This window comes from Parageobacillus caldoxylosilyticus NBRC 107762 (assembly GCF_000632715.1).
Taxonomy (GTDB): domain Bacteria; phylum Bacillota; class Bacilli; order Bacillales; family Anoxybacillaceae; genus Saccharococcus; species Saccharococcus caldoxylosilyticus.
The window spans coordinates 97,941-110,173 of sequence record NZ_BAWO01000004.1 but is presented as its reverse complement, the minus strand read 5'-3'; the positions used below and the strand labels follow the sequence as shown (position 1 = coordinate 110,173).

Here is a 12,233-nt window from a genome sequence, read left to right as displayed (position 1 = left end):
TGGGAAATGGTGCGCATCGAAACCATAATGGATGTTGATCAGAAAATTACGCCTTAGGCCTTAGAGAAAAATAACGCCTTGGCTCATTATCGAAATAAGGAACGGTTGGTAGGATGGAAGACAGAAAGGAGGGAAAAAGGTGAAAAAGATTGGATTGTTTGTCCTCGGTGCGATTGCGGCGGTTACGCTCTTCGCAAACATTGGTTCTCTCGCTGTTTTGGCAGTGAGCCTTGTCATTTTGTATTACGCATGGAAACGATGGATGAAAGCGGAAACAACGATGAAAAAACTGTTTTGGATCACGATCGGAATCATCGCTTTCGTTGCTTCCGCTTCGAATGCGCCTGCGCTCATTGCAGTTGCCGCTGCATATGTATTGTATGTAGTTTATAAAAAATGGAATGAAACAAAACAGATGAAACCGAAAGAAATGGATGACCCGTTTGCTCACTTTGAAAAGCAGTGGGCAGAGTTAGAAAGAAACTTTTAAAAAGGAGGAAAACAGTGATGGCCGATTTATTAACGAGAATCAAAAATATCATCATGGCTGATTTACATGAGATGATCGATCAAAAAGAAAAGCAAAAACCAATTGCTTTATTAAATGAATATTTACGGCAATGCGAAAAGGAGGCCGAAAAGGTTCACCATCTGCTGGAGCGGCAACACCTGTTGAAGACAGAACTCACGCGCGAATACAACCAGGCGAAAGAGCTTGCGGATAAGCGAAAGTATCAAGCGCAAATCGCTTCCCAGGCGGGAGAAAATGAACTATATGAATTTGCCGTTTTGGAGCAGGCAAAATATGAAGAAAGAGCATCGCGAATACAAGAGTTGCTCCAGCAAACAACAAACGAGCTGGAACAGTTAGAAAGAAAATATGAAGAAATGAAACATAAATTAAAAGATATGCACATTCGCCACATGCAGCTCATGGGGCGGGAAAATGTCGCACGCGCGCATTATCGAATGGATAAAGTGCTGCAGGCAGGATGGAACGATACCGCTTATTCTCGTTTTCACGAAATGGAACAATACTTAGAACGCCTGGAACAAAACGTCAAAGCCAATTATTATGCAAGCACGATTGACGCACGTATCGCGCAATTGGAGAAAAAGCTGGAAACAGAAAAGACAAATTCAATTTCATAACGAAAACGTGGTATTCTAAAAGGGCGTATACGTAATTAGCGCCCTTTTTTCACTAGCTATATAATGGAGATGCGGCAATCGTCATAAAGGAGGGGGGAAGAGAGATGTTTCGTCAGCAAAAAACAGATCTTGCCGCTAGGCTTGTCATGATCGCCATCATTCTCTTTTTGGCAGAACTGCTATTGTTTCAACATGGGGATGTTTTCTTTCTGCTCTTTACGATTGGCTGTATGTATATAGGGCGAAAGCGGATGCCGAAGCTATCAGGCGTTATTCTGTTTTGGTTTGGACTCATTAGTTTCGTCATTTCGTTAGCTAGCATGGTGACATTTCGCATTTCCTTGTTTTTTATTTTGGTGTATATCATTTGGCAGTACATGCAATCGAAAAAAGCTCCTGTGCAGATACAGCCAATCATGGTCGAGCGAAAGCATGACACATCCTCCCTCCTTGAACGAAAACCGCGCTGGAAAAACAGCTTCTTTAGCAGCCAAAAAACACCTGAACGTGTTTATGAATGGGAAGATATTAACATTCAAGGCGGGATTTCCGATGTGGTGATTGATTTAAGCTATACGGTGCTTCCGCGAGGAGAAGCGGTCATTGTCATCCGTCATTTGATCGGGAACGTACAAATCCTTGTGCCGTATGAGGTGGAAGTGCGTCTGCACCATTCGGTGATCTATGGTTCCGCTATTGTTTTTGAGCGAAAGGAAGCGAATTTGTGGAACGAAACCGTTTGTTTTCAAACAAAAGGATATGAGGAAGCGGAGCAAAAGGTCAAAATACTCACCTCGATGATCATTGGAACAATCGAGGTGAAGCATGTATGAATACGGTGCAGCGTTACATTGTCACGGGAATTGCCTTTTCGCTGTTCGTTTCCATCATTGCGGCGGTGCTAATATTTCTCAAGTATCCATTACCGAACTGGTCTTTATTATGGGAAAAAGAAATCATGGGTGTTCCGTTCCTTTTATTTATGGCGGGGGTTAGTGTTGCCGCTGGAATAGCGTTTGGGATTATGTTCGGATTTTTTTCGCAAAAACAGTGGCGGACGGTGATGGATTCACTGCGCCAGCTTGAACATGGCCAGCCTGTTTCCCCTCTGGAGCCTTCAAAGCTGAAAGAAGCGGCGGCGGTGGTAGCGCGCGTTCAAAAAATTCAAAAGCAGATGACGGAACAAGTGAAATTGTCGCAGCGGCTCGCCAATGAAAAGGCGGAAGAGCAAGAAAAGCGGATTCAAGATATCATTTCCCAGGAACGGCATCGGCTTGCGCGCGAGCTTCATGATTCCGTCAGCCAGCAGCTGTTTTCCGCCTCGATGCTTATTTCCGCCATCAATGAAACAAAAACGTTTTCTGATGAGCGCGAAGAAAAACAGTTTCGTTTAATTGAAGAAATGATTCACCAATCGCAATTGGAAATGCGGGCGTTATTGCTTCACCTTCGCCCGGTAGCACTGAAAGGCAAATCGCTAAAAGAAGGGATTCAAGAGTTGTTGATGGAGCTAAAGCAAAAAGTGCCGATGCATATCGAGTGGAAAGTGGAAGACATTCCGCTTGATAAAGGGGTAGAAGACCATTTATTTCGCATTTTACAAGAGTCGATTTCCAATACGCTTCGTCATGCCAAGGCGACAAAATTGGAAGTATTGTTAGTGAAACGAGACCAACTTGTCATTTTGCGTGTATCAGATGATGGCGTCGGCTTCAACGTCGACCAAGTGAAAGCAGGGTCGTACGGTTTGCAAAATATGCATGAGCGTGCGCTGGAGATCGGCGGAACGCTGCAAATCGTCAGTGTGCCGAATCAGGGAACGCGGTTAGAGGTGAAAGTGCCAATCATAGAGGAGGGAACATCGTGATCCGTGTCTTATTGGCCGATGATCATGAAATGGTGAGAATCGGGGTTTCTGCGTTTTTGGCGTCGCAGCCGGATATGGAAGTGGTGGGAGAAGCCGATAACGGAAAACAGGCGATAGATCTGGCACTAGAGCTGCGTCCGGATATTATTTTAATGGATTTAGTGATGCCGGAGATGGACGGAATTGAAGCCACAAAGCACATTATTGCCCAATGGCCGGAAGCGAAAATTATCGTTGTCACAAGCTTTTTAGATGATGAGAAAGTGTATCCGGCTTTGGAAGCTGGAGCAACGAGCTATATGCTAAAGACGTCGAAAGCGAACGAAATTGCCAACGCGATCCGTGCGACGTTTTACGGTCAATCGGTGTTGGAACCGGAAGTGACGAATAAAGTAATGACAAAAATGAAACAAAAGAAAGAACTCCTCCCTCACGAAGAATTGACAAACCGGGAGATGGAAGTGCTTTTGTTAATGGCGCAAGGAAAAACGAATCAAGAAATCGCTGATGAGTTGTTTATTGCGGTGAAAACGGTGAAAGTCCACGTCAGCAACATATTAAGCAAATTAGGAGTACAAGATCGCACACAAGCGGTCATTTATGCATTTAAACATTCGTTAGTCAAATAGCTTCCATATATAAATTAGGCTTCAGGCATTCATCGAAACCCAATTTGTCATAGTCTGCGCAGGTTGCCCTAAGGCAGCCTTCTTTTTATATACTGATTTTGCATCAAACTTAAGACGTGTAATGTGGAATGATGCCTCAAGTTTTAGAAGAAAATAACGCCTAAGCTCATTATCGAAAAATACAACTACTGGCAGGATGGAAGATAGATAAGGAAGGAAAGATACGAAACAGTTTTTGACGAACAGTGAATTTTTGAACATTTTATGAACAAATTGCTCAATGTTTCACAAATTAGACAAACTAAAAATTCCGTTGCCTAGTTATAATGGGGTTGTAATAGATGGGAATATTTCCTGGAAATATTTCCATCTTATATTTTTTAGTTTTTATTGTGAAATATTTCACAAGGAAAGGAGACCATGTATGGCTGTTGGGGAAAGAGTGATCGATAAAAAAATCGAAGCGGTAAAAATGATTGATAAGCTTGTCGCTAATGCACAGAAAGCATTAGAACAATTTCGAGATTATGATCAAGAAACGATCAATCATATCGTCAAAGAAATGGCGTTAGCTGGGCTCAATCAGCATATGGCATTAGCAAAGCTGGCAGTGGAAGAAACAAAACGTGGCGTAGCATCGCGCAACTGTCTTTCGGATTTTGATAACACGTATTGTTTCGCCCGCTCATACTTTTTCCATTGCCGGGATCCTTTTTGACATTTCGATTGACGCCGCTGGATCTCCGCCAGTTTTTTATTCCGCAGCCGGTGAAGCGAGCGCACCTTTCGCCCCGTGATGATCAAGGATTGGCCATTTTCGCAAAACGCCCCGATTGTATGGATTTCGCCAAGGTCGACGCCAACCGCATGCCCCGGCTGGTACGCTTTCGCTTCCTGGCCGTTGTCATAGGTGATGGCGAGATACCAGCCATGATCATAACAACATTCGATTTCTTTGATCGTTCCCTGCGGCAGCTGTGAGACGTAGACAATAATTGGTTTTTCGCGTTTTCCGCCATGGATGCCCATGGACAGCGTGATTTTCCCGTTTTCATGAATGGTGAATCCGTCTTTCGCCCATTTGGTGTTGAAAAATGTCTTTGGCTTGTACGGATAACGAACGTGGCGATGTCCTTTCTGGATAGCGGCTTGAGCGGATTGCCGGGCGAAGAGGTATTGGTGGCAGACGGCTTGAATGGACTGGCTGTGAAGATGGAATCGCCCTTTCGTTTGTTTTTGCAGCTCGCTTTTCGAGATCCAGCGGCCGTGTTGAAGGAAATGCTCTTTGGCCAATCGGAGGCACTCATTCCAGACACGAGCCGACTCCCGGTTGCAAGCCCGAAGCCGCTCAAGGTCCGCCTTCGATGCACGGAAGGCCACTTTTTGCCCACGAAGCATGGTGGATCCTCCTTTCAACAAATCATGGATAAGAATAGTATAGCACATATGTTCTGATTTTGGGAGAAAAAACAACCGATTCATCTCCCACCTACACTCTGTTTAGAGGTGGGAGACTTCTCGGTGGACATGTTAAAACAACCTCCCCCATAAAAGAGGATCGTCCATATACTCGCTGGTAAGCGTGGCGGGCCATCCTTTTTCATGTATATGTTTCAGTTTCACTGCAATGAAGGAAATGAGAAGGATCTTCTAAACATATAAAAACAGAAAAAACCCCTTAAAGAGGCACTCCATTTTCCATTCCATTTAGGATTCGCTGTGCCATTTGCACGCTTTCTTCCGAAGGAGGTTCAATCCCTTCCAAAGGGTACTTCAATCCAAGCGCCTTCCATTTGTATACTCCTAATTTATGATACGGCAGAATTTCAATTTTTTTGACGTTGTTTAACGTACGGATAAAAGCAGCGAGACGGCGCAAGTCATTAGGGTCTTCTGTAATGGTGGGAACGAGAACATGCCGAATCCAAACAGGAACGTTCTTTTCGGACAAAAACCGAGCAAATTGTAAAATATGTTTATTTGTTTTTCCCGTCAGTTTCCGATGTTTTTTTTCATCGATATGTTTTAAGTCAAGTAAAATTAAATCCGTATAGGAAAGCAATTCATTTAATTTTTGCTGGAATGACGCTTCCGTCGTGTAGCATCCCCCTGATGAATCGATCGCTGTATGAATGCCGAGTTGTTTGCATGCTTTAAATAGCTCGGTTAAAAAGTCGATTTGTAACAAAGGTTCCCCGCCGCTGACGGTAATTCCGCCGCCGGAGGCGTTGATAAACGGCAAGTACGTTTTCACATCATCGATAATTTCTTCTACGGTCATTTCTTTTCCTTTTCCAATTTCCCATGTATCAGCGTTATGGCAATATTGACAGCGCAGCACGCATCCTTGTGTAAAGATGACATAACGAAGGCCTGGACCGTCGACGGTGCCGCATGATTCGATGGAGTGAATAAATCCTTTCATACGTATGTTCTCCTTCCTAAGAGAAATATACCCCCTCCCAAGAAGGAGGGGGAGATAGTTACATCGTTTCGTGGAACGTGCGGTTAATGACGTCAATTTGTTGTTCGCGAGTTAATTTAATGAAGTTGACGGCATATCCAGAGACGCGAATCGTTAATTGCGGATATTTTTCTGGATGTTCCATCGCATCTAATAACGTTTCACGATTCAACACGTTAATGTTGAGATGGTGCCCGCCTTTTTCCATGTAACCATCTAAAATGGCGACAAGGTTACGAACACGGGTTTGTTCTTCTTTTCCTAACGCTTTCGGTACGATCGAGAACGTATTAGAGATGCCATCTAATGCATGTTCATATGGCAATTTCGCGACAGAGCTTAACGAAGCGAGCGCTCCTTTTGTGTCGCGGCCGTGTAGTGGGTTCGCTCCCGGGGCAAATGGTTCGCCAGCGCGGCGGCCATCTGGTGTATTGCCTGTCTTTTTCCCGTATACGACGTTCGATGTAATCGTTAAAATCGATAGCGTATGTTTCGAATCGCGATACGTTTTATGTTTTTTCAATTTCGTCATAAAACGTTCGACTAAATCAACTGCAATTTGGTCGACGCGATCATCGTTATTTCCGTATTTCGGGAAGTCGCCTTCAATTTCAAAATCAACGGCAATGCCGTTTTCATCGCAAATCGGTTTGACTTTTGCGTATTTGATCGCACTTAACGAATCGACGACAACCGATAGCCCGGCAATACCAGTTGCCATTGTACGTAAAACGTGGGTATCATGAAGCGCCATTTCCATTCGTTCGTAACAATATTTGTCGTGCATGTAATGGATGACATTAAGTGTATTAATATAAAGTTCGGCAAGCCATTCAAGCACTTGATCAAATTTACGCATGACTTCATCGTAATCTAAATATTCGGAGGTAATTGGCGCAAATTCAGGGCCAACTTGAATTTTTAATTTTTCATCGACGCCGCCGTTAATTGCATATAACAATGCTTTCGCAAGGTTGGCGCGCGCTCCGAAAAATTGCATTTGTTTACCGATTCGCATCGCCGATACACAGCAGGCAATTCCGTAGTCATCGCCAAATTCAACGCGCATTAAGTCGTCGTTTTCATATTGAATCGAGCTTGTTTTTATCGACATTTTCGCGCAATATTCTTTGAACGCTTCCGGTAATTGTTTCGACCAAAGTACCGTTAAGTTTGGTTCTGGCGCAGGTCCTAAGTTATCTAACGTATGAAGGAAGCGGAACGAGTTTTTCGTTACTAATGGGCGGCCATCGATAGCCATTCCGCCGATCGATTCTGTTACCCATGTTGGGTCGCCGCTAAATAGTTCGTTATATTCCGGCGTTCTTGCGAATTTGACGAGGCGCAATTTCATCACGAAATGGTCGACAAGTTCTTGTGCTTCTTTTTCTGTTAGTGTACCTTCTTGTAGGTCGCGTTCGATATAAATATCTAAGAAGGTAGAAACACGTCCTAAGCTCATCGCTGCGCCGTTTTGTTCTTTAATAGCGGCAAGATAAGCGAAATAGAGCCATTGGAATGCTTCGTGTGCGTTTCGCGCTGGTTTGGAAATGTCGTAACCGTAGTTTAATGCCATTTGTTTCAATTCGTTTAACGCGCGAATTTGTTCAGCAATTTCCTCGCGAAGACGGATAATGTCTTCTGTCATCGTTCTTGCGCCGGTATTTTTCAAATCCTTTTGTTTTTCTTCAATCAGACGATCGACGCCGTATAATGCTACACGACGATAGTCGCCAATAATGCGGCCGCGTCCGTACGCGTCTGGAAGACCAGTAATGATCCCTGCTTTGCGCGCTAATTTCATTTCTTCGGTGTAAACATCAAATACACCTTGGTTATGTGTTTTGCGGTATTCCGTAAAAATTTTTTTTATTTCGTCGCTTACTTTATAGCCGTATGCTTCGCATGATTGCTGTGCCATACGGATGCCGCCGAACGGCATTAATGCGCGCTTAAACGGTTTATCTGTTTGAAAACCAACGATTTTTTCTAAGTCTTTGTTTAAATAACCTGGTCCATGGGAAGTGATGGTCGAAACAACAGATGTGTCCATATCGAGAACGCCGCCTTTTTCTCGTTCTTGTTTCGACAATTCCATCACTTGTTCCCATAGTTTTTTCGTTGCTTCTGTAGGTCCTTCTAGAAATGATTCATCCCCATAGTAAACGGTTACGTTGTTTAAAATAAAGTCACGGACATCAATGGACTTTTTCCATTTTGACCCTTTAAAATTTCGCCAAGGGTCTAATACAACAGTGGTTTGTTTCATAACAGATCCCCTCCCAATCACCTGTAAATATAACAGGCTGATAAAAATGATATAACAGCTTTTGTCTATACAATACTACATTTTTTGATGACTATAACCATCTATTATTGAATAGTTTGTGAAATATTGAGCAATATGAAATGAATGATGATATAACGATGTAACAGATCGAGAAAAAGAAGCAATAAACATGAAGAAGGAGGTGAAAAATAAAAATCTCCATCCCTTTTATAGGGATGGAGACGGTTGTTTAGCTGACTTGTTTTTCCTCAGAAGCGCGGACATGACGCTTATGCATGCCTTTTGCATAATAGACGGCAACGAGCAAGATAAGCCAGGCTGGTCCAATGTAGAGCGCGATTCGCGTATCCTTGAAGTAGCCCATTAAAGCGGTAACTCCGATGAGGAAGGCGAGAGCAACATAAGAGCTGTAAGGGTAAAGCGGCATTTTATATTTTAATTGTTGTTGTTTTTCTGGACTTAATTGTTTGCGGAACTGCAATTGCGCCAGCAAAATAATCGCCCATGTCCAAATCGCGCCGAATGTGGCAACGCTCGTTACCCATTGAAATACTTTTTCGGAAACATAGTTTAAATAAACGCCAAACAGCATTGCGATGGCTGTGACGATCAGTGCGATTCCAGGAATGCCGCGTTTTGTCAATTTGGCGAAAGAAGGCGGCGCTTCCTTTTGTTCAGCAAGGTTAAAGAGCATTCGGCTGGTGCTAAAGATGCCGCTGTTGCAGGAAGACAAGGCCGCGGTTAACACGACAAAGTTGATGATCCCTGCAGCAGTGTGAATGCCGATTTTTTCAAACGTCAGCACAAATGGGCTTCCTTTTTGTCCGATTTCATTCCATGGATAGATCGACATAATGACAAACAATGCACCAACATAGAAAATTAAAATGCGCCAAAATACGGTGTTAATGGCCCGGGTGAGCGATTTTTCCGGGTTTTTCACTTCGCCGGCTGTGACGCCGAGCATTTCAATTCCTAAATAAGCGAACATTACCATTTGCAAGGACATTAATACGCCGGTAATGCCGTTCGGAAAAAATCCGCCATGTTTCCAAAGGTTGCTGATGCCGGTGGCGACTCCGCCATTGCCGATGCCAAACAAAATCATGCCAAAACCGACGACAATCATAAATACAATCGTAACAATTTTAATAAGGGCAAACCAAAATTCTAATTCCCCGTACGCTTTGACAGCGAGGAAATTGATCAATGTCATCAAGACTAAAGCGGCCAGCGCCCATATCCATCTTGGCGTGTCCGGAAACCAAAACTGCATATAAATGCCGACAGCCGTAATTTCCGCGATACAAGTAACGACCCATAAAAACCAATAGTTCCATCCGGTTAAGTAACCAGCAAGCGGTCCTAAATAGTTGTGCGCATAGCGGCTGAATGAACCGGCCACCGGGTTTTCCACGGCCATCTCTCCGAGCGCGCGCATAATAAAGAACATAACCGCGCCGCTTACCGCATATGCAAGTAAAATCGCCGGTCCCGCTAGTTTGATGGCATTTGCAGAGCCGAGAAATAGCCCGACTCCGATTGCAGCCCCAAGGGACATCAGCGAAATATGCCGCTCCTCTAGTCCGCGATGCAGTTTTTGCTCATTTTTTGTGATTTGCATCCTTGTTTCCTCCCATCCGTCAGGACAACGGTGATTATATCAAAAACATTTTGTAAAACGCTTACATGAAATATAGTACATAATTTATAAGTATTTGTAAATGTATTTATATGGTAAATAGTCGTTGTTTTTATTATTGTAATAATATTAATAAAATTAACAAAATTGGAATATAATTATTGATCTTGTTGTATTTAGTATGCTTCACCATGGGGGAATTCATTTTGGCAATTTGCGGGCGCAATTTGCCCGCGTACTTGAAATTTTGTAAAATGAAATTCGCTTTAATTATTATGCGGAATGAAGGTGATAGCAATGAACGAACAAGATGCAAAAGCGTTCATTGAACAGCTGCAAGAAGAAGGGCTGCTGACGGAAGAAAATCGCCTTATCTGGGAAATGATTTTACCAGAGCGTCTTCAACGAATGTATGAAGTACTTCAAAAGCGGACACGCTACGTGACGGTATTGACCGAAGCGGTCGATGATCCGCACAACCAGGCGGCGGTGTTGCGGACAGCGGAAGCGTTTGGCGTGCAGGATGTGTATGTCGTCACCGGGAGAGCCCCGTTTCAGCCAAGCCCGCTTGTGACGCGGCATGCTGATAAATGGCTGACGCTTTATCAAAAACCGGATATTATAACGGCGATTCGCGATTTGCAGAAAAAAGGGTATCAAGTGTATGCCAGCTATCTTGGAGAAGGGACGATTCCTCTTTCTGACATCGATGTGTCACGGCCGACAGCTCTTTTATTTGGCAACGAACATAGCGGTGTGTCGCAGGAGGCGCTTCGTGCCGCCGATGCGACGTTTATGATTCCGATGTATGGATTTGTCCAAAGTTTTAATATATCGGTGGCGGCGGCGCTTTCACTGTACGATGTCACCAAAAGAGCGCGTCAGCAGGCAGGTGAGCGCTATTATTTATCATTTGCCGAGAAAAAAGAACTATATGAAACATGGATGTGGCAAACGTTAAATCCGCGTCTGCGCAAACAGCTTAAGGTGCGGTTAGGCCGTTCTTTTTAACCTTCCCTGGTTAATGGGGAAGGTTTATTTTTCTTGAAAGGGATTTGATTGGTTGAATTTCATTTTTTAGTCATAATGGTGAATATTTATTGAACAATTATTGAATGGTTTGTGACAAATATGTTTCGAATTTATGAAATTCCCTTCTTGCTAGTTTCAACTATTTTCACTTTTGATATGGTAGAAATATAGGTTATCGATATTCATTTATTATGAGGATGATAGTTGGACTATGTGCCATAAAAGGAGGAAGCGAGCGGAATGAAGCAGGAAAAACAACGGGGGCGAAAATGGTTTGCGTGGCTTCCCTTGTCCTTGTTGCTTTTGTTAAGCGGATGCAGTGAAAACATAGCGGTATTAAATCCGAAAGGACCTGTCGCAAAAGTACAATACGACTTAATTATGTGGTCGATTGGCTTCATGTTATTGATTATTGCCGTCGTATTTGTATTGTTTGCCGTTGTGCTCATTCGATATCGGGAAAAGCCGGAAAATGCCGATTATGAGCCACCGGATGAAGAAGGAAACACGCTCTTGGAAATCGTATGGACGGCGATTCCGATTATTATTGTCACTGTGTTGGCAATTCCAACGGTGAAAGCGACGTTTGCGCTGGAAAAACCGCAGCGCCATGATGTCGAGCCGTTAACGATCCATGTCACCGCAGCAAACTGGAAATGGATTTTCAGCTATCCGGACCAACATATTGAAACGGTGAATTACGTCAATATTCCTGAAGACGTTCCCGTAAAGTTTAAACTGACATCCGTCGGTCCGATGAACTCGTTTTGGGTGCCGGAGTTAGGCGGCCAAAAATATGCGATGGACGGGATGGAAACACAATTAATTTTGCAAGCAGACCAGCCAGGTTCCTATATGGGACGGAGCGCGAACTTCTCAGGAAAACAGTTTACGCATATGGAGTTTGAAGTGGTTGCCCAGAAAAAAGAAGATTTTGAGAAATGGGTAAAAGAAGTTCAACAAACGGCGCCAAAGCTAACGAAAGACAAATATGCGGAAATTTTAAAACCTGGGTTAGTCGGGCGGATGACGTTTTCGAATACGCATCTTGAATGGGTAGACCATGCGAAACAAAACAGCCACCATATGAACAATGGAGAACATAGCGATCACCATGGGAACATGGAAAATGATCACCACGAACATTAATGGCGGGA

At 43.6% G+C, this 12,233-nt stretch carries 11 protein-coding genes; 7 read left to right on the top strand and 4 right to left on the bottom strand.

Translation table 11 applies throughout. The features are described 5' to 3' along the window. Nucleotides 1-139: 139 nt before the first annotated feature. From GCA01S_RS02230 to GCA01S_RS02210, 5 genes are all read left to right on the top strand, one after another. On the top strand, nt 140-490 hold the full coding sequence (locus tag GCA01S_RS02230; RefSeq protein WP_042406956.1) for a lmo0954 family membrane protein: 351 nt from the start codon (nt 140-142) through the stop codon (nt 488-490). Between the two features lie 17 nt (nt 491-507). Next, nucleotides 508-1,152 carry a PspA/IM30 family protein gene (locus GCA01S_RS02225; RefSeq protein WP_042406954.1) on the top strand — a complete coding sequence of 215 codons (645 nt, stop codon included), beginning with the start codon at nt 508-510 and terminating at the stop codon, nt 1,150-1,152. 104 nt (nt 1,153-1,256) lie between these two features. Continuing rightward, nucleotides 1,257-1,985: a cell wall-active antibiotics response protein LiaF gene (gene liaF, locus GCA01S_RS02220; RefSeq protein WP_042406951.1), complete on the top strand. Its 729-nt coding sequence runs from the start codon at nt 1,257-1,259 to the stop codon at nt 1,983-1,985. Then, nucleotides 1,982-3,019 (top strand): sensor histidine kinase, encoded by a 1,038-nt coding sequence (locus tag GCA01S_RS02215; RefSeq protein ID WP_042406947.1) that lies wholly within the window; start codon nt 1,982-1,984, stop codon nt 3,017-3,019. Before liaF ends, GCA01S_RS02215 begins: the two co-directional genes overlap by 4 nt. Further along, nucleotides 3,016-3,648, top strand: a complete 633-nt coding sequence (locus GCA01S_RS02210; RefSeq protein ID WP_042406945.1) for a response regulator transcription factor — start codon at nt 3,016-3,018, stop codon at nt 3,646-3,648. The genes GCA01S_RS02215 and GCA01S_RS02210 overlap by 4 nt, the downstream gene beginning before the upstream one ends. Before the next feature lie 582 nt (nt 3,649-4,230). On the opposite strand, the gene GCA01S_RS21440 is transcribed toward GCA01S_RS02210, so the two are convergent. The 4 genes from GCA01S_RS21440 to GCA01S_RS02190 form a co-directional block, all read right to left on the bottom strand. Next, complete coding sequence (locus GCA01S_RS21440; RefSeq protein WP_375781785.1) at nt 4,231-5,046, bottom strand: transposase; 816 nt, start codon at nt 5,044-5,046, stop codon at nt 4,231-4,233. 280 nt (nt 5,047-5,326) lie between these two features. Continuing rightward, on the bottom strand, nt 5,327-6,073 hold the full coding sequence (gene pflA / locus GCA01S_RS02200) for a pyruvate formate-lyase-activating protein (protein WP_017436975.1): 747 nt from the start codon (nt 6,071-6,073) through the stop codon (nt 5,327-5,329). Between the two features lie 58 nt (nt 6,074-6,131). Then, nucleotides 6,132-8,381, bottom strand: coding sequence for a formate C-acetyltransferase (pflB, locus tag GCA01S_RS02195; protein ID WP_042406942.1), 2,250 nt, complete (start codon nt 8,379-8,381; stop codon nt 6,132-6,134). Nucleotides 8,382-8,631: 250 nt separating this feature from the next. Further along, entirely contained in the window at nt 8,632-10,026 is a 1,395-nt protein-coding gene (locus GCA01S_RS02190; protein ID WP_081160698.1) for an amino acid permease, read from the bottom strand. A gap of 315 nt (nt 10,027-10,341) precedes the next feature. Between GCA01S_RS02190 and GCA01S_RS02185 the strand changes: the two genes are divergently transcribed. Together GCA01S_RS02185 and qoxA are read left to right on the top strand one after the other, a co-directional pair. Continuing rightward, entirely contained in the window at nt 10,342-11,055 is a 714-nt protein-coding gene (locus tag GCA01S_RS02185; RefSeq protein ID WP_042406941.1) for a TrmH family RNA methyltransferase, read from the top strand. 261 nt (nt 11,056-11,316) lie between these two features. After that, the gene (gene qoxA, locus GCA01S_RS02180; RefSeq protein ID WP_042406939.1) at nt 11,317-12,225 is read left to right on the top strand and encodes a cytochrome aa3 quinol oxidase subunit II; all 909 of its coding nucleotides are present in this window, start codon (nt 11,317-11,319) and stop codon (nt 12,223-12,225) included. Nucleotides 12,226-12,233 lie beyond the last annotated feature (8 nt).

Bases quoted from the DNA above. Each gene is read 5' to 3' on its own strand.
- GCA01S_RS02225 (WP_042406954.1), top strand. From the start codon at position 508: ATGGCCGATTTATTAACGAGAATCAAAAATATCATCATGGCTGATTTA.
- liaF (WP_042406951.1), top strand. From the start codon at position 1,257: ATGTTTCGTCAGCAAAAAACAGATCTTGCCGCTAGGCTTGTCATGATC.
- GCA01S_RS02215 (WP_042406947.1), top strand. From the start codon at position 1,982: ATGAATACGGTGCAGCGTTACATTGTCACGGGAATTGCCTTTTCGCTG.
- GCA01S_RS21440 (WP_375781785.1), bottom strand. From the start codon at position 5,046: ATGCTTCGTGGGCAAAAAGTGGCCTTCCGTGCATCGAAGGCGGACCTT.
- pflA (WP_017436975.1), bottom strand. From the start codon at position 6,073: ATGAAAGGATTTATTCACTCCATCGAATCATGCGGCACCGTCGACGGT.
- pflB (WP_042406942.1), bottom strand. From the start codon at position 8,381: ATGAAACAAACCACTGTTGTATTAGACCCTTGGCGAAATTTTAAAGGG.
- GCA01S_RS02190 (WP_081160698.1), bottom strand. From the start codon at position 10,026: ATGCAAATCACAAAAAATGAGCAAAAACTGCATCGCGGACTAGAGGAG.
- GCA01S_RS02185 (WP_042406941.1), top strand. From the start codon at position 10,342: ATGAACGAACAAGATGCAAAAGCGTTCATTGAACAGCTGCAAGAAGAA.
- qoxA (WP_042406939.1), top strand. From the start codon at position 11,317: ATGAAGCAGGAAAAACAACGGGGGCGAAAATGGTTTGCGTGGCTTCCC.